This window comes from Pseudomonas sp. CFBP13508, from assembly GCF_005233515.1.
GTDB lineage: Bacteria > Pseudomonadota > Gammaproteobacteria > Pseudomonadales > Pseudomonadaceae > Aquipseudomonas > Aquipseudomonas mercuritolerans.
On sequence record NZ_QFZZ01000002.1, the window covers coordinates 163,055 to 185,627 of the forward strand.

Consider the following 22,573-nt stretch of genomic DNA (forward strand, 5'->3'; position numbering starts at 1 on the left):
GATTCAGGCCTGCGCTGCGCGAGCGGCAGCGAAGGCATCTGGGGTATTGAGGTTGGAAGTCGAAACGCCTTCGGCGCAACGCTTGTTCAGGCCGGCAAGGACCTTGCCCGGGCCACATTCGACCAGATTGGTGGCGCCCTTAGCGGCGAGGGTCTGCACCGATTCAACCCAGCGCACCGGCTTGTAGAGTTGTTCGAGCAGATCACGCTTGAGGGTTTCCAGATCGGCCGGCACTTGCGCGCTGACGTTCTGCACCACCGGGATCTGCGGCGCCTGCCAGTCGATGGCGGCGATGGATTCGGCGAAGCGCTCGGCAGCCGGACGCATCAGTTCGCAGTGCGACGGCACGCTCACCGGCAACGGCATGGCGCGTTTGGCGCCACGGGCCTTGCAGCCTTCTATGGCGCGCTCGACGGCGGCCTTGGCACCGGCGATCACCACTTGGCCCGGCGAGTTGAAATTCACCGCGCTGACGACTTCGCCTTGCGCCGCTTCGGCGCAGGCAGCCAGCACGTCGGCATCTTCCAGGCCGAGGATCGCGGCCATGCCGCCCTGCCCGGCCGGCACCGCTTCCTGCATCAACTGACCACGGCGCTCGACGAGCTTGACCGCGTCAGCCAGGCTCAGGCTGCCGGCAGCAACCAGCGCGCTGTATTCACCCAGGCTGTGGCCGGCGACAAACGCCGGACGCGCGCCGCCTTCTGCCAGCCACAGACGCCACAGGGCGATCGAAGCGGTCAGAATGGCCGGTTGGGTTTTGTCGGTTTGATTGAGCAGCTCTTCCGGGCCCTGCTGGGTCAGTGCCCACAGGTCGTAGCCCAGCGCAGCAGAGGCTTCTTGAAAGGTTTCGAGGATCAGCGGATGTTGCGCGCCCAGCTCGGCCAGCATGCCGAGGGACTGCGAACCCTGTCCTGGAAAGACGAATGCGAGGGAAGCAGACATGTAACAAGCCCCTAATGATCTTGTCGTCGGAAAATAACGCCCCGTCGGGGACGCCAGAAACTGACAGTTTGGATGGCCCTTTGAACCGGGCGGTCACATTTAAGCATTGTCCGACGAAAACGCCTAAGACAACAGCTCCTCCAGACGACCGTGGAGACGCTCGGGCAGGTTCTCCTGAATCTCGATCAACGCCCGTTGAATGGCACTCTGAAAGCCCTGCACCCCGGCCGATCCGTGGCTTTTCACGACGATGCCCTGCAGTCCGAGAAAGCTTGCGCCATTATGTCGCGCCGGGGCCAGATCAGCCTGCAGACGTTTCATCAACGGCAACGCAAGAGCGCCGACAGCGCGCGAAGCGAAGTTTTTCTTGAACAACGCCTCGATGCGCGCCGCAATCATCGTCGCCAGGCCTTCGCTGGATTTGAGCAGGATGTTGCCGACGAAGCCGTCACACACCACCACGTCGGCCTCACCGCGATACAAGCCGTCGCCTTCGATAAACCCGATGTAGTTGATCCCACGCGCAGCCTGCAACAGCGTGGCGGCCAGTTTGACCTGCTGATTGCCCTTGATGTCTTCGGTGCCGATGTTCAGCAGTGCCACACGCGGACGGGCGATACCCAGGGTCTGCGCGGCCACCGAACCCATCACCGCGAACTGCAACAGGTGCTCGGCACTGCAATCGACGTTGGCGCCCAGATCGAGCAACTGGCAATAACCGGTCTGCGTCGGAATCGCCGCGACCATGGCCGGACGATCAATGCCGGGCAATGTCTTCAGGACGAATCGCGACAAGGCCATCAACGCGCCGGTATTGCCAGCACTGACACAGGCCTGCACCTTGCCATCGCGCAGCAGTTCGAGGGCCACACGCATCGACGAATCCGGCTTGCCACGCAGAGCCTGGGCAGGTTTTTCGTCCATGGTGATGACTTCGCTGGCCGCAACAATCGTCAGGCGCGCGCGATCGGCAGCCGACTGGCCGTGGATCAGTTCTTCAAGAAGGGAGGGTTGACCGACGAGGGTCAGGTGCAGCGAGGGGGTAGCAGACAGGCAAGCGAGACTGGCCTGAACAATGCTGCGGGGACCGAAGTCCCCGCCCATTGCGTCAATCGCGATGACTTGAGCAGACAAGTGATTACTCGTCAGCGCCCTTGTCGATCACTTTACGGCCACGGTATACGCCTTCTGGCGATACGTGGTGACGCAGGTGAACTTCACCAGTGGTTTTTTCTACAGACAGGGTGCTAGCCTCGAGAGCGTCGTGCGAACGGCGCATGTCACGGGCAGAGCGGGATTTTTTGTTCTGCTGAACAGCCATAATTGATTAACTCCTAAACGTTTGGGTCACGCTTTAACTGCGCCAATACACTGAACGGGTTGGACCGCGTTACCTCGTCCTCGCTCGGTTCGGGCTCATCTGCTCCCGCCGGCTGCTGGCATTCTTCCGGATGATGAGCAGGCACAATGGGCAAGGCGAGCAGAAGCTCCTCCTCGATCAGTGACTGCAGATCCAATGGATCTTCGCCCAGTTCCAGCACGTCATAACCTTTCGGCAACGACTGGGTATTCGCACCCTCCTTCACCACCGCGTAACTGCATTCGCTGTGGATCGGCAGGGTGACCAGCTCAAGACAACGCTGGCAAACCATTTTGACTTCGGTGTCGATAAAGCTGTGGATGACCACAGACTTACGTTCATCTCGTTCAAAAACGAATTTGGCCTGCACCGTACCGACATCGTCGGAAAGCGGGTCGCAGAGTCTCTTCAAATCGGCCAGCAGCAGTTCACCTTGAAGGGTGGTGCCACGGTCAGCCAATTTGCGCGGGTCAACGTGAGGTGGAATCGGGTCATTCAACATAGGCGCAGCATTATAGGGATGCACCCACCCATGTCAAAGGAAATTGTGCCCTGTCCGTCACTTGCGCGCCTCCGCTAGAATCCGCACCTGCCTCAGGAGACGTCCATGCTGCCTTTATTACTCGCTTCAAGCTCGACTTATCGCCGCGAATTGCTCGCCCGCCTGCACCTGCCGTTCGTCTGCAGCTCGCCGGACATCGACGAAAGCCACCGCCCGGGCGAATCCGCGATCGATCTGGTCAAACGCCTCGCCGAAGAAAAAACCCGTGCCCTGGCGGACAGCCACCCTGCTCATCTGATCATTGGCTCGGATCAGGTCGCCGTCCTGGGCGAACAGATCATCGGCAAGCCGCACACCTTCGAAAAGGCTCGCGAGCAATTGGTGGCGGCCAGCGGCGCGAGCGTGACCTTCCTCACCGGCCTGGCACTGCTCAACAGCCAGACCGGGCAATGCCAGGTCGACTGCGTGCCGTTTACCGTGCACATGCGTCAGCTGGATCAGGCGCGTATCGAACGCTACCTGCGCATCGAGCAGCCGTACGACTGCGCCGGCAGCTTCAAGGCCGAAGGACTGGGCGTGAGCCTGTTTCAATCGACCGAAGGTCCGGACGCCACCAGCTTGGTCGGCCTGCCGCTCATTCGCCTGATCGATATGTTGCTGACCGAAGGTGTGCAAATCCCTTAAAAGCAAAAGATCGCAGCCTTCGGCAGCTCCTACACCGATTGTGCAAGAGCTGCCGTTGACCTGCGATCTTTTGACCTTGAAACAATTTACCGCAACGAAGGCCCGTGGAAACCCATCCACATCGCCAACTGCTCGGCCACGCTGGCGCCTAGCTTTTTCGAGAAGCGATCGAACGGCGATTCCTGCACGGTGAAGTCCACCAGCTCCTTCTCGCCAATCACATCACGCGCCACCAAACTGGCACTGCCCAAGCCGTCGATCAGGCCCAGCGGCAGCGCCTGCTCACCCGACCAGACCAGCCCGGAAAACAGCTCCGGATGCTCTTTGTCCTTCAGGCGATCACCACGCCCCTGCTTGACGCTGTTGATGAACTGCTTGTGCGTGGTGTCGAGCACGCTTTGCCAGAATGCGGTTTCTTCGGGCTTTTGCGGCTGGAACGGATCCAGGAATGCCTTGTGCTCGCCCGAGGTGTAGGTGCGACGCTCAACCCCGAGCTTTTCCATGGTGCCGACGAAACCGTAACCCGCCGCCGTCACGCCGATCGAGCCGACCAGACTGGCCTTGTCGGCGTAGATCTGATCCGCCGCGCTGGCGATGTAATAGGCACCTGAAGCACCAAGATCAGAAATTACTGCGTAGAGCTTGATCTCCGGGTGCAAAGCACGCAGACGCTTGATCTCGTCATAGACATAACCGGACTGCACCGGACTGCCGCCCGGGCTGTTGATGCGCAGGACTACGCCCTTGACCTTTTTGTCTTCGAACGCCGCACGCAGGCTGCCAACGATATTGTCGGCGCTGGCCGGTTCCTTGTCGGCGATCACGCCGTCGATCTCGATCAACGCCGTGTAGTTCGGACCGCGGGTGGCGCTTTTTTCCATGTCCATCAGCGGCGTGAACAGCAGCAGCGCAACGAAAAGATAAACAAACGTCAGCAGCTTGAAGAAAATCCCCCAGCGCCGCGAACGGCGTTGTTCCTGCACGCCGGCCAGCAAAGTCTTTTCCAACAGCTTCCAGCTTTTCGCGTCACCGTCGTCGGCACTTGCCTTGGCCGGTGCTTTCCATTCGTCGGTCATGCCATCTACCCCAGCAAAAACGTATTAAGCCCGCTGACCCAGCCAGGCGTGCAATTCAGAAAAACGGTCGATCGACAGGCGCGGCTCGAACTGTTGCAGGGACTCGATCGATTGCGCGCCATAACTGACCGCCACCGAATCCATCCCCGCGTTGCGCGCCATCAGCAGATCGAACGACGAATCACCGACCATCAACGCCTGCTCCGGGCGTACGCCACAGTGGCTGACGATCTGCTCAAGCATCAGAGGGTGCGGCTTGCTGGCAGTTTCATCGGCGGCGCGGGTGATATCGAAATAATCTTCCCAGCCATTGGCCTTGAGCACCCGATCCAGTCCGCGACGATTCTTGCCCGTCGCTACCGCCAGGTGATAACCCTGCTCACGAAACGATGCCATCGACTCGACCACGCCCTCGAACAGCGGCGAAGGCACGGCTTCGGCAGCGATGTAGTGATCGGCGTAGTACTCGCGAAACGCGAGCATTTCTGCATCGCTGATTTCCGGATACAGCGTACGAATCGCTTCCGGCAAGCCGAGACCGATAATGCCTTTGACGGCGAAGTCATCGCGCAGCTCGAAACCGGAACGCCCGGACGCCGAGTGCATGGCCTCGACGATCCGATGGATGGAATCGGCGAGAGTGCCGTCCCAGTCGAAAATCAGCAGTTTGTAATCAGATGGGCGCACTCAATCGCTCCACGGTCTTGGCCCACATTTCATCGACGGGCGCTTGCAGATTCAGCTTGCCGCCGTCGGGTAGCGGCACGGTCAGCATGTAGGCGTGCAGGAACAAGCGCTTGCCACCCAGATCGCGGATTTCCTTGGTGAAATCCTCGTCGCCATATTTGCTGTCACCGGCAATGCAATGGCCAGCATGCAAGGTGTGCACGCGAATCTGGTGGGTACGACCGGTAACCGGTTTCGCCTCGACCATGGTGGCAAAATCACCGAAGCGGCGCAGCACCTTGAACAGCGTCAGGGCTTCTTTGCCCTCGTCATTGACTTCGACCATCCGCTCGCCGGAGCGCAGGTTGCTCTTGAGCAACGGTGCGCGAACCTGCTTGATCGAGGTTGCCCAGTTGCCACGGACCAGCGCCATGTAGCGCTTGTCGACGCCATCGCCGCGCAGTTGCTCGTGCAGGTGGCGCAACATGCTGCGTTTTTTGGCGATCATCAGCAGGCCGGAGGTGTCACGGTCGAGACGGTGAACCAGCTCCAGCTCCTTGGCGTCGGGACGCAACTGACGAAAGGCTTCGATCACGCCGAAATTCAGCCCGCTGCCGCCATGAACCGCAATGCCGGCGGGCTTGTTGATCACGATCAGGGCCTTGTCTTCGAAGACGATCGAAGCTTCCAGGCGTTGCAACAACCCCTGGGCCAGCGGCACCGGTTCGTCGCGCTCAGGCACACGAACCGGCGGCACGCGCACGATATCGCCGGCCTGCAGCTTGTATTCGGGCTTGATCCGACCCTTGTTCACACGCACTTCGCCTTTGCGCAAAATGCGGTAAATCAAGGTCTTGGGCACGCCTTTGAGCCGGGCGAGGAGAAAGTTGTCGATTCGTTGGCCGGCATACTCCGGCGAGACTTCAAGCAGTTGAACGCCTGGAGTCGAAGGGGCAGTAGTTGTCATGCCGCGGATGATAACAATTTTTATGGAATTGAAGCACTTAATCATTGCTGCTATAGTCGCGAACGCCGCCAAAAGCGGCCTGGACAGCGGAACCACGGTCAAAGACCGGCCCTGACCAACGCAATTCACCAGGGCGCGAGGCCGTCCTACGGGGCTTTCGCTACGTAACGGTGGAGTTTGCGGTTGTAACGAGCGCAGGTGACATGAGGCCTGAATTACACCGCCGTGCAGAGTTCTGACTCGCCCGGCAGGCAACATTCAAGGCCAGTTCACAAAGTGCAGTCGACTGCGAATGACCCCGAGCGATTGCTTCGGAAACATCGCCTGAATTAGCCATGATGCGTGACCTCCCCTTTCGGAGCTCACGGTAAATGCCAACCCGCTGCGGATTCTGCGCGCGGCAGCACCCGAATTATCAGGGATACGTGTAGGGTGGAGATGCACAACCGCCGGACTGTGTAGCAACAAGCTTTGATCAAGACGCTTCATCTCGTCCACAGCCGCTGGTTGATTCCTCCTCCTGACTGAGTGCTTAAGTAGCCACAGCAAGCAGGACGCGTACGTCGCGGTATCGGCCCAATTGGCCGCACATCGCTGGACACGGGAATGGCCAACCACTCCCGACGCACCTGACACCGACCGTGAGAAGTCGTGTGTGCCGAACGCCGTTTCCGGCAGCCCGGAAACCGACGGTACTACATGAAAAGAATGCTGATTAACGCAACTCAACCCGAAGAGTTGCGTGTTGCACTGGTAGATGGCCAGCGCCTCTACGACCTGGACATCGAATCCGGTGCACGCGAGCAGAAGAAGGCCAACATCTATAAAGGCCGCATCACTCGCATCGAACCAAGCCTTGAGGCTGCCTTTGTCGATTTCGGCTCCGAGCGCCACGGCTTCCTGCCCCTCAAAGAAATCTCCCGCGAATACTTCAAGAAAGCCCCCGAAGGCCGCGTCAACATCAAGGACGTCCTGAGCGAAGGCCAGGAAGTCATCGTTCAGGTCGAGAAAGAAGAACGTGGCAACAAGGGCGCCGCCCTGACCACCTTCATCAGCCTGGCCGGTCGTTACCTCGTACTGATGCCGAACAACCCGCGTGCCGGCGGCATCTCCCGTCGCATCGAAGGCGAAGAGCGCAACGAACTGCGTGAAGCGCTGAACGGTCTGGTCGCTCCGGCCGACATGGGCCTGATCGTGCGCACTGCCGGCCTGGGCCGCAGCAGCGAAGAAATGCAGTGGGACCTCGACTACCTGCTGCAACTGTGGACCGCCATCAAAGAAGCCTCGCTGGATCGCTCCGCGCCATTCCTGATCTACCAGGAAAGCAACGTGATCATCCGCGCCATCCGCGATTACCTGCGCCAGGACATCGGCGAAGTGCTGATCGACAGCGTTGAAGCCCAGGACGAAGCCCTGACCTTCATCCGCCAGGTGATGCCGCAGTACGCCAGCAAGATCAAGCTGTACGAAGACAGCGTGCCGCTGTTCAACCGTTTCCAGATCGAAAGCCAGATCGAGACCGCGTTCCAGCGCGTCGTCGAACTGCCTTCCGGCGGCTCCATCGTCATCGATCCGACCGAGGCCCTGGTGTCCATCGACATCAACTCGGCGCGCGCCACCAAAGGCAGCGACATCGAAGAAACCGCTCTGCAGACCAACCTTGAAGCCGCCGAAGAAATCGCCCGTCAGTTGCGCCTGCGCGACATCGGCGGCCTGATCGTCATCGACTTCATCGACATGACCCCGGCCAAGAACCAGCGCGCCGTGGAAGAGAAAGTCCGCGAATGCCTGGAAGCTGACCGCGCCCGAGTGCAGATCGGTCGCATCTCGCGTTTCGGCCTGCTGGAAATGTCCCGTCAGCGCCTGCGTCCATCGCTGGGCGAAAGCAGCGGCATCGTCTGCCCGCGTTGCAACGGCACCGGCATCATCCGTGACGTTGAATCGCTGTCGCTGGCCATCCTGCGCCTGATCGAAGAAGAAGCCCTGAAAGACCGTACTGCCGAAGTTCGCGCGCAAGTGCCGATCCCGGTCGCTGCGTTCCTGCTCAACGAAAAACGCAACTCGATCACCAAGATCGAACTGCGCACCCGTGCCCGCATCGTCATTCTGCCGAACGATCACCTCGAGACGCCGCACTTTGAAGTTCAGCGCCTGCGTGACGACAGCCCGGAAGCCGCGACCAACCAGTCCAGCTACGAAATCGCTGCGGCCGCTGCCGAAGTCGAAGAAGTCCAGCCAGCCGCTGCGACCCGTACTCTGGTTCGCCAGGAAGCTGCAGTGAAGACTGCGCCGGCCCGTGCCAACGCACCGGTGCCGACTGAAGTTGCCCCTGCCGCACCTGCTCCTGCACCGGTTGCCGCACCTGAGCCAAGCCTGTTCAAGGGCCTGGTGAAGTCGCTGGTCAGCCTGTTCGCCACCAAGGAAGAGCCAGCCGCACCGGTCGCGGTTGCGAAACCGGCTGCCACCGAGCGTCCTGCCCGCAACGAAGAGCGCCGCAACGGTCGTCAGCAGAGCCGCAACCGTAACGGTCGCCGCGATGAAGAACGCAAGCCGCGCGAAGAACGTGCTCCACGTGAAGAGCGTGCACCACGCGAGCCGCGCGAAGAGCGCCAGCCACGTGAAGCCCGCGAGCCGCGTGAAACCCGCAGCGAAGCGCCGGTAGCCCGCGAAGAGCGCGCACCACGTGCCCCGCGTGAAGAACGTGCACCGCGTGCACCACGTGAAGATCGCAAGCCGCGTGGCGAGCGTGAAGAACGCGTGCGTGAACTGCGCGAGCCGCTGGACGCCGCGCCAGCCGCAGCCGCAGCTGTTGCTGCCGTGACCGCTGAAGAGCGTCCGGCGCGTCAGCCACGCGAAGAACGCGCTCCGCGTCCACCGCGTGAAGAGCGTCAACCGCGTGCCGAGCAGGCCGCTGCTGCCGTCGCTGAAGAAGAAGTGAACAGCAGCAACGAAGAGCAACTGCCGGAAGACGGTCAGGACAACGCCGAAGGCGATCGTCCACGTCGTCGCTCCCGTGGCCAGCGTCGTCGCAGCAACCGTCGCGAGCGTCAACGTGATGCCAACGGCAACGTGATCGAAGGTTCGGAAGAATCAGAGTCCGCTGAAAACGCTGGCGAGCCAAGCACTGCCGATCTGGCCGCTGGCCTGGCCGTCACCGCCGCCGTTGCCAGCAGCACCATCAGCGCTCCGGCAGAAGCCCAAGCCCACGAGCAGGCTGAACGCGCCACCGCCGCCACACTGGAAACTGCTCCAGTCGAAGCGCCGGTTGTCGAAGCCACCACTCCAGTGGAAGTGACTGCTGCACCGGAAATCGAAGTCGCTTCGGTCCGCGAAGCTCAGCCTCAGGTTGAAGCAACTGCCGAACCGGAAGCTGTCGTCGAAGCACCAGCGGCCATCACTGAGCCAGCGGTAGAAACCGTCAGCGAAAACGTGACCAAAACCGTGCGTGAAGTTCGCGAAGAGCAGACTGCGTTCAACTGGGTTGCCGAGCCAGCCGTCACCGAAGCACCAGCACCAGTCGCTGAAGCCGAAGTGCCGCAAGCCATGGTTTCCGAGCCAGTAGTTGCAGCAGCAGAGCCAGCGCCGACACCAGTGGTTGAAGCTCCGGTTGCCGAAGCTCAGGTTGAAGAAGCGCCAGCCGCAGTCGAAGCGCCAGCCCCTGTGGTTGAAGCTCCGGCTCCGGTCAGCGCCCTGACGCCAAACGGCCGCGCGCCAAACGATCCGCGTGAAGTGCGTCGTCGCAAGCGTGAAGCCGAGCGTCTGCAGAAGGAAGCCGAACTGGCTGCTGCTGCGGCTCCAGTCGCAGCCGAACCAGCCCCTGCAGCTGAAGTGACCGAGGCAGCCCCTACCCCGGTCGCGGAAGAAGCATCGGTAGAAGCGGTGATCGCTGAAGCACCACGCTCCGTTCAGGACGCGGTTGAACAGCGCGAAGAGGCCCAGGAAAAAGAGCACGAGCCTAAACCACTCGTGTAATTCCTGAAGTCAATAAAAAGCCCCGCCTGGTGAAAGCCTGGCGGGGCTTTTTTATGCCTGAAATTCCAGCATCATCCGGAATCTTTGTGGGAGCGAGCCTGCTCGCGAAAACGCTGGGGCAGACACTATTCATGTAACTGAACCAGCGCATTCGCGAGCAGGCTCGCTCCCACAAGGAATTTCAACACGGCTCAGGGCTGAGGAAATACCAAAGATTCAGGCACATCGATATCCCACAACACCCCTGGATCATCCACCGCCACTTCCACCACCCTACCCTGCGCAAACAACGGCCGTGCGCCACGATCGCCGGTCAGCGCCTGCAATTGCGCGCCAAACGAACGACCAAACCCCACGGGATGGCCAAATTCGCCATCCAGCACCGGCACGCTCACCGCGTCATCAGCCATCGCCGCAACCACTCGCTCGATACTCGAAGGCAAGATAAACGGCATATCGCCGAGCACAATCAACCAGCCATCCGCCTCCGGGCAAGCGGCAACACCTGCGGCAATGCTGTCGCCCATGCCGGCCGATTCGATCGACGCCACGTCGCAGCCATAAGCCTGGGCCATGCGCATCGCCTGCGGTCGAGCCTCGGTGGTGACCAGCACGCGCTTGGCGAGACTGGCCGGCAGGTTCACCAGCACCTGCTCGATGACCGAGCGCACGGCGCCATCACGCCCAGTGCAGTCAGCGAGCAATTTGTCTTTGTCGGGGCCGGCGATCTGGCGAAAGCGTTTGCCCTCGCCCGCCGCCAGCACAATCACTGCGATGGATTGGCTCATGCACCCTCCAGCGGTTTTTTCTGTTTCAGCTCCACACCGTTCTTGATCGCGACAATTTCCGCCAGCAACGACAAGGCGATCTCTGCCGGCGAATGACTGCCGATGTGCAGGCCGATCGGCCCGTGCAAGCGATCAATCGATGCTTGCGACAAGCCTAGCTGAGCCAGATTTTCCCGGCGCTTCTGGCTGTTGACTCGCGAACCGAGCGCGCCGACGTAGAACGCCGGCGAATCGAGCGCAGTGAGCAAGGCCATGTCGTCCAGGCGTGGATCGTGGGTCAAGGCGACGATCGCCGTGCGCTCGTCGGTGTGGATGTTCAACACCGCCTCGTCCGGCATGCCGGGGACGAAACGGCCATGCTGCTCTTCCCAGCCGTAAACGAACTCGGTGCGCGGATCGCAGATCAGCACTTCGAAATCCAGCAGCCGCGCCATGTCGGCGACGTAGCGCGACAACTGCCCGGCACCGATCAGCAACAAGCGCCAGCGCGGGCCGTAAATCGCCCGCAAAACCTTGCCGTCGAACACCAGCGAATCGGTTTTATTCGCCGGAGCCAGTCGCACCTCGCCGGTTTCGATGTTCAGTTCTCGGGCAACGATTTCATGGTTTTCGCAACGCTGCAGCAGCTCGGCGACCCACGCCGGGTCACCGATGCGCTCTTCGGTCAGGCGCAAAGTACCGCCGCAAGGCAGGCCGAAACGCGCGGCCTCCTCGCGGGTCACGCCGTAGGTAATCATCTGCACTGGCGGACCATCGGTGGCGATGCGGCCGTCGTGCAGCCGCGCGATCAGGTCATCTTCGACACAGCCGCCCGACACCGAGCCGATCACCACGCCGTCCTCGCGCAAGGCGAGCATGGCGCCGGGCGAGCGCGGCGCGGTGCCCCAGGTCTGCACCACGCTGAACAGCACCACCCGCTGCCCTGCGCGGCGCCACTCGAGGACGCTGCGCAGGACGTTGAGATCGACGCTATCCATTACGCTTGCGCCTTCTGCCAGCCTTGCAACTGATACCGCACCGGCAGATTGCGGATGCGCTTGCCGGTCGCGGCGAAGATCGCATTGCACAGCGCCGGGGCAATCGGCGGCACACCCGGCTCACCGACGCCACCCAACGGCACCTCACCCGGCGGCGTGACCAGATGCACAGCGACTTCCTTGGGCGCCAGCGACATGCGCGCGACCTCGTACATATGGAAGTTGTCCTGCTGGACCTTGCCGTCCTTGAAGCTGATTTCACCGAGCACGGCGTTGCCCAGGCCCATGACGCACGCGCCTTCGAACTGCGAACGGATGCGCTCAGGGTTGATCTGCGGCCCGCAGTCCACGGCGATGTCGGCCTTGTGCACGATCAGCGAACCATCGTCCTTGACCTCGACTTCAATCACCGCCGCGACATAGGTGACGAAGCTGTAATGCACCGCCAGACCGAGGCCGCGGCCCTTGGGCAGTTTGCGCCCCCAACCGGCGGCCTTGGCGGCAGTTTCCAGCACCGTGCGCATGCGCCCGGTGTCGATCGGATAACGCTCGGGCGATTCGCCGTAGTTCCACTCTTCGCTCAAGGTACGTGGATCGATCTGCCGGTCCGGGCCGAGCAATTTGATCTGGTACTTGAGCGGATCTTCCCCGGCCTTGTGCGCCAGTTCATCGACGAAACTCTGAATCGCGAAGCCGTGGGGAATGTTCGACACTGAGCGATACCAGCCGACCCGCGTGTGTACCTTGGCTTCGGGGTTTTCCAGGCGCACGTTGGGAATCACGTAGGCCATGTTGGTAAAGCCCATGCCCAGCTCGAACGCCGCCTCATGGTTCATGTCCGGCGCAAACAGCGCGGTGATGCTTGGCGCCACGGTGCGATGCAGCCACCCGGACGGCATACCGTTTTTGTCGATACCCGCCTTGAGATATTCCGCCGACACAGTGTGGAAATACGAATTGTGGATGTCGTCTTCGCGGGTCCACTGCACCCGTACAGCCTTGCCCGGAAATTCCTTGGCGAGAATCGCCGCTTCGACGACGAAGTCCGGTTTCGACTTGCGCCCGAAACCACCGCCCAGCAGCGTTACGTTGAAGGTGACCTTTTCGAACGGCACACCCAGGCGCTCGGCGATGCGCTCGCGGGTGACCTGCGGTGCCTGACTCGGCGCCCAGGCTTCGCAGACGCCGTCCTTGTAACGGGCGATAGCAACCATCGGTTCCATCGGTGCCTGCGCCAGGTGCGGCAGGTAATACGAGGCTTCGAGAGTGCTGGCGGCGCCGCTCAAGGCCTTGTCGATGTCACCGGTGTTGCGCACCACTTTGCCGGCCTTCAGCGACGCGGCTTCAAGTTCTTTGCGATAGGCAATCGAGTCATAACTGGCATTCGGTCCGTCATCCCACTCGATCTTCAGCGCCTCGCGGCCCTTGATCGCCGCCCAGGTGTTGCTGGCCACAACCGCGACGCCGCCCAATGGCTGGAACTCTGACGGCAACGGCCGACCTTCGATCTGCATGACTTTTAGCACGCCAGGGACTTTCAGCGCGGCGCTGTCATCGAGGCTTTTGACCTTGCCGCCGTACACTGCCGGGCGAGCGATAGTGGCGTAGAGCATGCCGTCGAAATGCACGTCGGCGCCGTACACTGCGCGGCCATTGACGATGTCGGCACCGTCGATGGCCTTGGTGCCTTCCTTACCGATGTAGCGAAACTCCGACGGCTGCTTGAGACGCAGGCTGTCACGCGCCGGTACTGCCAGCGCACTGGCGGCAGCGGCGAGTTCGCCGTAGCCCAGTTCGCGGCCGGACGGTTTGTGAATGACCTTGTGCAGTTGCGCATGGCATTCGCCAACCGGCACTTTCCACTGCGCAGCGGCCGCCTGTTCGAGCATGGTCCGCGCGGCGGCGCCGCAACGACGCATCGGTTCGTACCAGTGACGCATGCTGCGCGAACCATCGGTGTCCTGGTTGCCGAAGCGCACTTCGTCACCCGGCGCCTGCTGCACTTTGACCTGAGCCCAATCGGCCTCGAGTTCATCGGCCACTACCATGCTCAGACTGGTGCGCACGCCCTGGCCCATTTCCGAACGGTTGCACACCACGGTGACACTGCCATCGGCAGCAATGCTCACGTAGACCTTGGGATCGTCGATCCAGCCATTGGGCATGCCATCGGCGCCAAACTTCTTCGCAGCGTCATCGGCCAGCGCATCCTGCCAGCCCCAGCTCGCGGCGAGGACCAGCGCACCAGTGGCACCGACGCCTTTGAGAAAACCACGGCGGCTGAGGTTGCTCAGGGCGAAATCATTCGGGACACGGCTCATGCCTTCACCTCCTTCAGGTGGGTGGAGGCCTGGCGGATCGCGGTTTTGATCCGGTTGTAGGTGCCGCAGCGGCAGATGTTGCCGACCATGGCTTCTTCGATCTGCTCGTCGCTCGGGTTCGGGTTGGTTTTCAGCAGAGCGGTGGCCGACATGATCTGCCCGCCCTGGCAATAACCACATTGAGCCACGGCGCTGTCGAGCCAGGCTTGCTGCACGACCTTGCCTACCGGGTCGGCGTGGAGATTGTCGATGGTGGTGACGTTCTGGCCGATTACCGAGCCGATCGGCGTGATGCAACTGCGTGCCGGCAAGCCGTCGATATGGATGGTGCAGGCGCCGCACAGGCCCATGCCGCAACCGAATTTGGTGCCGTTGTAACCGGCGACGTCACGAATCGCCCACAACAGCGGCATGTCTTCGGTGACATCGAGGGAGTGGTCTTGACCGTTGAGTTTCAGGGTAATCATGGGCACGCCCGCATATTTTTTAGTGGTTATGGGTAACATCTTAGCGGCAAGCTTCGAGCTGCAAGCTACAAGTGAAGGCGTGTCTGATTCGCTTGCAGCTTGCAGCTCGCAACCGCGTCTTGGGTAGAGCAAATGATCGGTATCGTTAGGTGGCTAAGTTAACCCAGCATTAACAAAAAAGCCCTGCTTATACAGGGCTTTTTAGCTGCAAGTTTCTAGCTACAAGCTGCAAGCAAGAGCGGCAGATAGCTCATGACGCAGTGCAGCTTGCCGCTCGAAGCTTGAAACTTGCAGCTGCTTCAATACCGATTGGGCTCCATTTCCAGTTCGACATGAAACCGTTCGGCGATGTCTTTCTGGATACGTTGCGCCAGGTCGAGCAGTTGCAGGCCGGTGGCCGTGCCGTAGTTGACCAGCACCAGCGCCTGCAACTTGTGCACGCCGGCATCGCCATCGCGAAAACCCTTCCAGCCGGCGCGTTCGATCAGCCAGCCAGCGGCCAGTTTCATCTGCCCATCGGCTTGCGGGTAAGCCACCAGATCCGGGTGCTGCGCTTGGATCTGCGTGACCACAGCGGCAGGCACCAGCGGATTCTTGAAAAAGCTGCCGGCATTGCCGAGCACCGCCGGGTCCGGCAGTTTTTCGCTGCGGATGCTGCAGATGGCGCGGCTGACGTCGCTGGGCGTCGGCTGCTCGATGCCCTGCTCGCTCAGGCGCTGACGCACCGGACCGTATTCCAGATGCAGGTGCGCGGCGCGATCAAGCTTGAAGCGCACCCGCAGGATCAGCCAACGTCCCGGCTGCTGCTTGAACACACTGTCGCGGTAGCCGAAGTTGCACTGTTCCAGGCTGAAATCCCGCAGCTCGCCGCTCTCGCGATCCAGCGCAGTCAGGCCGGCAAACACGTCCTTGATCTCGACACCATAGGCGCCGATGTTCTGCATCGGCGCGGCGCCGACGGTGCCGGGAATCAGGCTGAGGTTTTCCAGCCCGGCAAAACCCTGGGCCAGCGTGTGCTGCACGAACGGATGCCACGGTTCGCCCGCTTCGGCTTCGATCACCACGCGATTGCCATCATCGCTGAGCACGCGGATGCCGCGCGTGGCCATGCGCAATACCAACGCCGGAATATCCGCCGTCAGCAGCAAGTTGCTGCCGCCGCCGATCACCAGCAACGGCACGTCATGGGACGCGGCATAGGCCAGCGCTTCGCGGACATCGTCATCACTGTGGGCTTCGGCAAACAGCTGCGCGCGCACATCGACGCCAAACGTATTGAAGGCCTGCAAAGATACTTGCGGTTGCACCTGCAAACTCATAAACGGCCCTTCACTTCGATCAGCAACTGGTCGCAGGCCGCTTCGATCAGATCCAGCACCTGCTCGAAACCCTGATCACCGTCGTAATACGGGTCCGGCACTTCATCGAGCAGCCCGGCATAACGACGCAAAAACAGATCCAGCTCGGCCCTGCCGGTGGACGGCTGCAAGGCCTTGAGGTTGCGCAGGTTGCTGTTGTCCATGGCGAGAATCAGGTCGTAGCTGGCGAAATCGGCCCGGCTGACCTGCTGCGCGCGTTGCGTCGACAAGTCATAACCGCGCAGTTTCGCCGCCGCTTGGCTGCGCTTGTCCGGCGGGTTGCCGACGTGCCAGTCACCGGTGCCCGCGGAGGCCACTTCGACCACATCCGCCAGCCCGGCTTCACGCAACTTGTGGCGCAACACGCCTTCAGCGGTGGGAGAACGGCAAATGTTGCCCAGGCACACAAACAGAACGCGCATCAGGCCCCCAGCAGGCGACGAACCCGCTCAAGGTCTTCAACGGTGTCGACACCGGTCGGCGGCGCGATCAGCGCGTCGGCAACATGGATGCGCACGCCATGCCACAAGGCACGCAGTTGTTCGAGGGATTCGGTGTTTTCCAGCCAGCACGGCCCCCAGCTCACGAAGTCGTGGAGGAACCCGGCGCGATAGGCATAAATACCGATGTGGCGACGATAGGGCACACCTTGCGGCAGCTGCTCGCGGCTCTTGGCAAATGCATCGCGTGCCCATGGCAAGGTTGCACGACTGAACGTCAGGGCCAGACCGTTGATATCGCTGGAAACCTTCACAACGTTGGGGTTGAACAGGGTCTCCACGTCTTCGATCGGCTCAGCCAGCGTGGCCATGCGCGCTTCGGTGTGGGCAGCAAGGTTGGCGGCGACCTGGTCGATCACGCTTGGCGGAATCAGCGGCTCATCGCCCTGGACGTTGACCACGATCGCGTCAGGCGCAAGGCCCAGTTTAGCCGCGACCTCGGCCAGACGATCGGTGCCGGAGTTGTGATCTTCACGGGTCAGCACCACTTCGGCACCAAAGCTTTTGCACGCCTCGACGATGCGCGCGTCATCGGTGGCAACCACGACGCGGGTCGCGCTGCTTTTGCTCGCCTGTTCCCAGACATGCTGGATCATCGGCTTGCCGGCAATATCCAGCAACGGCTTGCCCGGCAGACGGGTCGAGGCGAATCGCGACGGGATGACAACGGTGAAGGCTGTGGTCATTTATCCAGACGCTCGTCGGTGGTCAGGGTGCGCGCTTCGCTTTCCAGCATCACCGGGATGCCGTCGCGGATCGGGTACGCCAGGCCGGCGCCCTTGCTGATCAGTTCGGTCTTGTCGGCGCTGAGCTTGAGCGGGCCTTTGCACACGGGGCAAGCGAGGATGTCGAGCAGTTTGGTGTCCATGAACATTCCCAGAAATAAAAGAGTTAAGGCAGCAGACGATCCGGCAACAGGCGCATCAGTTGAGTGTCGAACCAGGCCACAAAGGCTGGCGACGGCACGGCATCGACCGCCAGATACCACCAGTCGGCAGCAGCAAAGGCACGGCACTTCACCGCGTCCTTTTCGGTCATCACCAACGGCAATGACGGGGTGAAATTCAACGCCTGCACGCTGTACTCGGCGTGGTCGGCAAATGCATGGGCGATCGGCCGCCAGTCTAGCGCTTCGAGGGTATTGAAGAAACGTTGCGGATTGCCGATCCCGGCCACCGCGTGCAGCGCTTGCCCGGCCGGGAAATGCTCAAGCGACTGACGCTCGCCGCTGCGCAGATTGACCAGCGCCGTAGGTTGCAGGCGAAAAGCGAAACCATCGTCGCGATCATCAAGGGCACCGTTGAACAGCACGCCATCGACACTTTGCAGGCGCTCGACCGGCTCACGCAAAGGCCCGGCCGGCAGACAGCGCTGGTTGCCCAGGCCACGTGCAGCGTCGATCAGCACCAGTTCCAGATCCCGCGCCAGACGATAATGCTGCATGCCGTCGTCAGACAGAATCAGATCCAGTGGCTCACTGGCAATCAAGGCTTTGACCGCGGCGCTGCGATCAGGGTCGATCATCAGCGGCACGCCAGTGCGCTGGACGATCAGCAGCGGCTCGTCACCGGCAATCTCGGCGCTGTGCTCGGCCTCGACGCGCCACGGCAGTTGCGGCGGTTTGGCGCCGTAACCGCGACTGACCACGCCGACGCGCAGTCCACGGCGTCGGCAATGTTCGATCAGCCAGAGAATCATCGGCGTCTTGCCCGTGCCGCCAACGGTGATATTGCCGACCACGATCAGCGGCACGGGCGATTGGTAGATCTCTCCGTCACCGTCGAGAAAGCGCTGACGCTTGTTGATCACCACGCGGCGATACAGCATTTCCAGCGGTCGCAGCAGCGTCAGGGCCGGATGCCCCTGATACCACGCGGCGAGCAGGCGATCGGACAGGCTCATCAGGATTTCGGCGCCGCCTCGACCGTGGTCATGCGCAGATGGCTGAAACCGAGCTTGCCGGCCGCATCCATGGCGGTGATCACCGATTGATGCTGGGCCTTGCCATCGGCACTGATCGACAGCGGCATGTTGGTGTCGCCGTTGGATTCTTTCTGCATGGCTTCCATCAGCGTCGGCAGGTCATTCTTCGGCAGAATCTTGTTGTTCACTGAGAACACGCCTTCGGCACTGATCGCGACGTCCAACTGTTTGACCTGCTGATCTTCGGCAGGCGAGCCGCTGACCGCTTCCGGCAGATCCACGCGCAACTGGGTTTCCCGAGTGAAAGTGGTAGTGACCACGAAAAACAGCAGCAGGATAAACACCACGTCGATCAGCGACGCGAGGTTGATGTCTACGGTTTCCCGGGGCTTGCGACGGAATTTCACGCTTTGCCCTCGGCCAGATCGACATCACGGTCGCCCTGCACCACTTCCACCAGTTTGATCGCTTCCTGCTCCATACCGACCACCAGCTCGTCGATGCGGCGCTGCAAAAACCGGTGGAAGAACACCGCTGGAATCCCGACCATCAGGCCCGCTGCGGTCGTGATCAGCGCTTTGGAAATACCGCCGGCCAGTACCGAAGCATTTGTGGTCATGCCGGAACCGGTGAAGGCACTGAAAATATCGATCATGCCCAACACAGTACCGAGCAGGCCGAGCAACGGCGCCATCGCGGCGATGGTGCCTAGAGCGTTGATGTAGCGTTCGAGTTCATGAATGACCCGCGCGGCGGCCTCTTCGATGCACTCTTTCATGATCTCGCGACCATGCTTGGAATTGGCCAGGCCTGCGGCGAGGATTTCCCCCAGCGGCGAGTTGGCGCGCAATTCCTTGAGTTTTTCCTTGTTGAGCTGCTTGTCCTTGATCCAGACCCAGACCTGACCCAGCAGATGCTCGGGGGTGACGCGACTGGCGCGCAGCGTCCACAGGCGCTCGGCGACGATCGCCATGGCCGCGATGGAACTCAGAATGATCGGCAACATCATCCAGCCGCCGGATTTGACCAATTCCCACACAGTGACAGTCCCCTCGAAAAAGTGCGCCACTTTACCATACCGATCCACGATTAAGAGCCGCCGCCCCGACGACCGTGAGGTGGCACTCATGCTGGCACCGATCAACGGCCAGCCACCGGTGGATCGCGCCAGAAACGCCGCTGTTGATGCATCGTCCACGGCGGTTTGAAGCTGCCCAGTTGCAGATGAATGGCACCGTGCTCGGCGCTGTCGTAGATGCGCAGGCCCTGTTTGCGATAGCGCGCCAGCACGGTCGGATGCGGATGACCGAAGGAGTTGCCGTGGCCACGGGAGATCAGCACCGCTTCGGGCTGCAAGGCTTTGAGCAGGACCATCGATGATGAACTGCGGCTGCCGTGATGTGGCGATTGCAGCCACTGCGTCGGCACGGCCAGCGGGCTGTCGAGCAGAACACGCTCGGCGCGAATGTCGATGTCGCCGGTGAGCAGCAGGCGTTCGCCGTTGGCCTCGATCTGCAAGACACAGGAGCGCTGGTTGCTGTCATCGGCTGCCGACCATTGCCAGAGCTGGAACTGCACGCCGTCCCACTGCCACTGTTCGCCACTCGCGCAGGCTTCGGCGCTCAACTCGGGCGGCAGGTTTGGCGGATCGCCGCTGACAACGCGCTGCACCCTCAATCCCCGCATCACCGCCAGAGCACCGCCAGCGTGATCGGCGTCAGCGTGGCTGAGCAGCATCAGGTCTAGCGCTTGCACATTGAATTTACGTAACGCTGGCAATACCACTCGCTCGCCGAGATCGAACTCGCCGAAACGTGGGCCGGCGTCATAGAGAAGCGCGTGATGGCGGGTGCGGATGAGGATGGCCAGGCCTTGGCCGACATCGAGTTGCCAGACATCGGCCCGCCCTTCTTCCATGCGCTCTCGGGGCGGCAACACCAAGAGCAAGAGCAGCGGCCAGCCCAACGGACGCAGCGGCACACCACGGGGCAACAACAATAAAATCACGCCAAGGCTGCCCAGTATCAACGCCCAAAATGGAATGGCGGCAGGTATCCATGCTGGCCATTGCCCGGCAATCAGCGCCAGCCCGTTAAACAGCCAGTCGATCAAACCACCGGCCAGCCACAACAGCCCTTCGCCGACATAAGGCACGGGCAGCAATAGCGTGCCGAGCAATGCCGGCGGCAGCACCACGAGGCTGACCCACGGCACCGCCAACAGATTTGCGACGGGGCCGCTGACGCTGATCGGCAAGCTCAGCGCCAGCAACACCGGACACAAGCCGATTGCGATCAGCCACTGCGCGCGGGTCCATGTCTGCCACCAGCGCCAGGCCCCCAGCCGCCCGCCGAAAGTGAAGATCAACACTGCCACCGCCGCGAAGGACAGCCAGAAGCCGGGACGCAAACTGGCCAGTGGATCAAACAGCAGCACGCCATTGAACGCCAGCAATAACGGCCACCACGCACCAAGATGGCGAAAACGCAGGCGCCACAGCAGCACCAGCGCCACCATCACGCAGGCGCGCTGCACTGGCACATCGAAGCCTGCGAGCAAGCCGTAACCCAGCGCCGCCGCGAAGGCCAGACCACAGGCCCACGGCAACCATGGCCAGCGCAATGGCCAGATTCCGAAACGCGCCAGCCCGGCGACCAGCATATACATCACCGCCGCCAGCAAACCGATGTGCTGGCCGGAGATCACCAGCAAATGCACGGTGCCGGTGTCTTGCAGCACCTGCCAATCCTCGCGACTGAGGCCTGAACCGTCACCAAGCACCAGCGCCGCCAGCGCGCCCTCACGTCCTTGCGCATCCACCGCCAGCAGGCGTTGGCGAACACCGTCGCGCCATGCATACCGGGCCTCAGCCAGGCGCTGGCCATCCTTGATCGTGCCGGTCGCACCGATCCGTTGCGCCAACAGCCAGGCCTCGTAATCGAAGGCGTCCGGGTTGAGCAAGCCACTCGGGCGCTTCAATTTCACCGCCAGACGCCAACGCTCACCACTATTGACCGGCGGCCCGGCGTACCAGGCCAGGCGCAGCAGCGATGGCAGTTTTTCATGGCGTGAACAGGCATCAGCCAGCTCGAAACGCACCACGCCATCGCTGTGCTGCGGCAAGCCGACCACACGCCCTTCGAGCCAACGGGTTTCTCCGTCCAGACTCGGTGGCAAGCGGTCATTCAGCGCCCACTGCGCGCCAACGCAGGCCCAGGTAAAGCCAAACAGCAAACATGCCAATGGATAGCTGCGAAACGGCAGCAGCATCAGCGCCACCACTGGCAGCACTACCAACAAGCCGACCGGCGGCAAGGCCGGCAAAAAAACCGGGGCCAGCAGACCGACTGCCAGCGCCATCATCCCTGTGCGCATATGCCCGTCCTTGAGAGTCCCCTCCTTAGGCATAGCGGGTCTGCGGCACCACTGTCGTCAACAATTGTCACAAAGTCTGAATGGGCGGTTCGTAGAATCCAGACATACTTGCCGCCTTAACCGACCGAGAAGCCTTATGCCCCGGCGCTTATTCAAACGTTACATGCCCGACCCGACGAGCATCAGGGAACACAAATCCTTACGCTTTCTCGGCACGTTGCTGCATGACCCGAACCTCTGGCATCTCAACCGCCACTCGGTCGCCCGGGCGATGGCGGTCGGCCTGTTTGCGGCGTTCCTGCCGATACCTGCGCAGATGCTGGTCGCGGCGGCATTGGCGGTGATGGTGCGCGGCAATATGCCGATCGCGGTGAGTCTGGTCTGGCTGACCAATCCGATCACCATGCCGGCGGTGTTTTTCTGCACCTACCAGGCCGGGGCGTTCCTGATGGATGTGCCGGCGCGGCATCTGCCGGACGAGCTGACCTGGGAATGGATCAGCGGTGAGCTGTCGACGTTGTGGCAGCCGTTTTTATTGGGCTCGGTGGTCGTCGGCCTGGTGCTGGGCGTCCTCGCCTACTTTCTGGTGATGCTGTACTGGCGCTGGTGGGTGGCGCGGCAATGGCGGAGGCGCAAGAAAAGCCGGCAGAAATGAATGCAAAACGGCCTCCGCGATGGGAGGCCGTTTTTTGTTG

General features: G+C 61.7%; 22 protein-coding genes. 3 read left to right on the forward strand and 19 right to left on the reverse strand.

Annotated features, from left to right (window positions below):
- Positions 1–3: 3 nt before the first annotated feature.
- The 4 genes from fabD to PspCFBP13508_RS05255 all read right to left on the reverse strand — a co-directional run bounded on the left by fabD (position 4) and on the right by PspCFBP13508_RS05255 (position 2,804).
- Positions 4–942, reverse strand: a complete 939-nt coding sequence (gene fabD / locus PspCFBP13508_RS05240; protein WP_024013921.1) for an ACP S-malonyltransferase — start codon at positions 940–942, stop codon at positions 4–6.
- Positions 943–1,065: 123 nt separating this feature from the next.
- Positions 1,066–2,076 (reverse strand): phosphate acyltransferase PlsX, encoded by a 1,011-nt coding sequence (gene plsX / locus PspCFBP13508_RS05245; RefSeq protein ID WP_081932528.1) that lies wholly within the window; start codon positions 2,074–2,076, stop codon positions 1,066–1,068.
- A gap of 4 nt (positions 2,077–2,080) precedes the next feature.
- Entirely contained in the window at positions 2,081–2,263 is a 183-nt protein-coding gene (gene rpmF, locus PspCFBP13508_RS05250; protein ID WP_003179396.1) for a 50S ribosomal protein L32, read from the reverse strand.
- Positions 2,264–2,276: 13 nt separating this feature from the next.
- Complete coding sequence (locus tag PspCFBP13508_RS05255; RefSeq protein WP_003204262.1) at positions 2,277–2,804, reverse strand: YceD family protein; 528 nt, start codon at positions 2,802–2,804, stop codon at positions 2,277–2,279.
- Between the two features lie 105 nt (positions 2,805–2,909).
- On the opposite strand from PspCFBP13508_RS05255, the gene PspCFBP13508_RS05260 reads away from it, so the two are divergent.
- Positions 2,910–3,488 (forward strand): nucleoside triphosphate pyrophosphatase, encoded by a 579-nt coding sequence (locus PspCFBP13508_RS05260; protein WP_137213890.1) that lies wholly within the window; start codon positions 2,910–2,912, stop codon positions 3,486–3,488.
- Positions 3,489–3,574: 86 nt separating this feature from the next.
- Here the strand turns inward: PspCFBP13508_RS05260 and sppA are convergent, their stop codons facing one another.
- The 3 genes from sppA to rluC are packed head-to-tail and all read right to left on the reverse strand — an operon-like array spanning position 3,575 to position 6,197.
- Positions 3,575–4,564, reverse strand: coding sequence for a signal peptide peptidase SppA (gene sppA, locus PspCFBP13508_RS05265; protein WP_137213891.1), 990 nt, complete (start codon positions 4,562–4,564; stop codon positions 3,575–3,577).
- A gap of 24 nt (positions 4,565–4,588) precedes the next feature.
- A complete protein-coding gene (locus PspCFBP13508_RS05270; protein WP_016770993.1) occupies positions 4,589–5,251 on the reverse strand; it encodes an HAD-IA family hydrolase in 663 nt (220 codons plus the stop codon).
- The gene (gene rluC, locus PspCFBP13508_RS05275) at positions 5,238–6,197 is read right to left on the reverse strand and encodes a 23S rRNA pseudouridine(955/2504/2580) synthase RluC (RefSeq protein WP_016770994.1); all 960 of its coding nucleotides are present in this window, start codon (positions 6,195–6,197) and stop codon (positions 5,238–5,240) included. The genes PspCFBP13508_RS05270 and rluC overlap by 14 nt, the downstream gene beginning before the upstream one ends.
- A gap of 699 nt (positions 6,198–6,896) precedes the next feature.
- Here rluC and rne point away from each other — a divergent pair.
- Positions 6,897–10,169: a ribonuclease E gene (gene rne / locus PspCFBP13508_RS05285; protein ID WP_137213892.1), complete on the forward strand. Its 3,273-nt coding sequence runs from the start codon at positions 6,897–6,899 to the stop codon at positions 10,167–10,169.
- A 191-nt stretch (positions 10,170–10,360) separates the two neighbouring features.
- On the opposite strand, the gene PspCFBP13508_RS05290 is transcribed toward rne, so the two are convergent.
- From PspCFBP13508_RS05290 to PspCFBP13508_RS05345, 12 genes are all read right to left on the reverse strand, one after another.
- Positions 10,361–10,957 (reverse strand): nucleotidyltransferase family protein, encoded by a 597-nt coding sequence (locus PspCFBP13508_RS05290; RefSeq protein ID WP_137213893.1) that lies wholly within the window; start codon positions 10,955–10,957, stop codon positions 10,361–10,363.
- Positions 10,954–11,934, reverse strand: coding sequence for an XdhC family protein (locus PspCFBP13508_RS05295; RefSeq protein WP_137213894.1), 981 nt, complete (start codon positions 11,932–11,934; stop codon positions 10,954–10,956). Before PspCFBP13508_RS05295 ends, PspCFBP13508_RS05290 begins: the two co-directional genes overlap by 4 nt.
- Positions 11,934–14,255, reverse strand: coding sequence for a xanthine dehydrogenase family protein molybdopterin-binding subunit (locus PspCFBP13508_RS05300; RefSeq protein ID WP_137213895.1), 2,322 nt, complete (start codon positions 14,253–14,255; stop codon positions 11,934–11,936). The genes PspCFBP13508_RS05295 and PspCFBP13508_RS05300 overlap by 1 nt, the downstream gene beginning before the upstream one ends.
- Positions 14,252–14,722 (reverse strand): (2Fe-2S)-binding protein, encoded by a 471-nt coding sequence (locus tag PspCFBP13508_RS05305; protein WP_016771000.1) that lies wholly within the window; start codon positions 14,720–14,722, stop codon positions 14,252–14,254. Before PspCFBP13508_RS05305 ends, PspCFBP13508_RS05300 begins: the two co-directional genes overlap by 4 nt.
- A gap of 299 nt (positions 14,723–15,021) precedes the next feature.
- Positions 15,022–16,041 carry a UDP-N-acetylmuramate dehydrogenase gene (gene murB / locus PspCFBP13508_RS05310; protein ID WP_137213896.1) on the reverse strand — a complete coding sequence of 340 codons (1,020 nt, stop codon included), beginning with the start codon at positions 16,039–16,041 and terminating at the stop codon, positions 15,022–15,024.
- Positions 16,038–16,502: a low molecular weight protein-tyrosine-phosphatase gene (locus tag PspCFBP13508_RS05315; RefSeq protein ID WP_125917273.1), complete on the reverse strand. Its 465-nt coding sequence runs from the start codon at positions 16,500–16,502 to the stop codon at positions 16,038–16,040. The genes murB and PspCFBP13508_RS05315 overlap by 4 nt, the downstream gene beginning before the upstream one ends.
- A complete protein-coding gene (gene kdsB / locus PspCFBP13508_RS05320) occupies positions 16,502–17,266 on the reverse strand; it encodes a 3-deoxy-manno-octulosonate cytidylyltransferase (protein WP_071173223.1) in 765 nt (254 codons plus the stop codon). The genes PspCFBP13508_RS05315 and kdsB overlap by 1 nt, the downstream gene beginning before the upstream one ends.
- Positions 17,263–17,448: a Trm112 family protein gene (locus PspCFBP13508_RS05325; RefSeq protein ID WP_003179363.1), complete on the reverse strand. Its 186-nt coding sequence runs from the start codon at positions 17,446–17,448 to the stop codon at positions 17,263–17,265. The genes kdsB and PspCFBP13508_RS05325 overlap by 4 nt, the downstream gene beginning before the upstream one ends.
- Positions 17,449–17,471: 23 nt before the next feature.
- Positions 17,472–18,482: a tetraacyldisaccharide 4'-kinase gene (lpxK, locus tag PspCFBP13508_RS05330; RefSeq protein ID WP_137213897.1), complete on the reverse strand. Its 1,011-nt coding sequence runs from the start codon at positions 18,480–18,482 to the stop codon at positions 17,472–17,474.
- Positions 18,482–18,910, reverse strand: coding sequence for a biopolymer transporter ExbD (locus tag PspCFBP13508_RS05335; protein ID WP_041479458.1), 429 nt, complete (start codon positions 18,908–18,910; stop codon positions 18,482–18,484). Before PspCFBP13508_RS05335 ends, lpxK begins: the two co-directional genes overlap by 1 nt.
- The gene (locus PspCFBP13508_RS05340; RefSeq protein ID WP_016771007.1) at positions 18,907–19,542 is read right to left on the reverse strand and encodes a MotA/TolQ/ExbB proton channel family protein; all 636 of its coding nucleotides are present in this window, start codon (positions 19,540–19,542) and stop codon (positions 18,907–18,909) included. Before PspCFBP13508_RS05340 ends, PspCFBP13508_RS05335 begins: the two co-directional genes overlap by 4 nt.
- 101 nt (positions 19,543–19,643) lie before the next feature.
- A complete protein-coding gene (locus PspCFBP13508_RS05345) occupies positions 19,644–21,878 on the reverse strand; it encodes a DNA internalization-related competence protein ComEC/Rec2 (protein WP_137213898.1) in 2,235 nt (744 codons plus the stop codon).
- A 136-nt stretch (positions 21,879–22,014) separates the two neighbouring features.
- Between PspCFBP13508_RS05345 and PspCFBP13508_RS05350 the strand changes: the two genes are divergently transcribed.
- On the forward strand, positions 22,015–22,533 hold the full coding sequence (locus PspCFBP13508_RS05350; protein WP_016770668.1) for a DUF2062 domain-containing protein: 519 nt from the start codon (positions 22,015–22,017) through the stop codon (positions 22,531–22,533).
- The last annotated feature ends 40 nt before the right edge of the window (positions 22,534–22,573 follow it).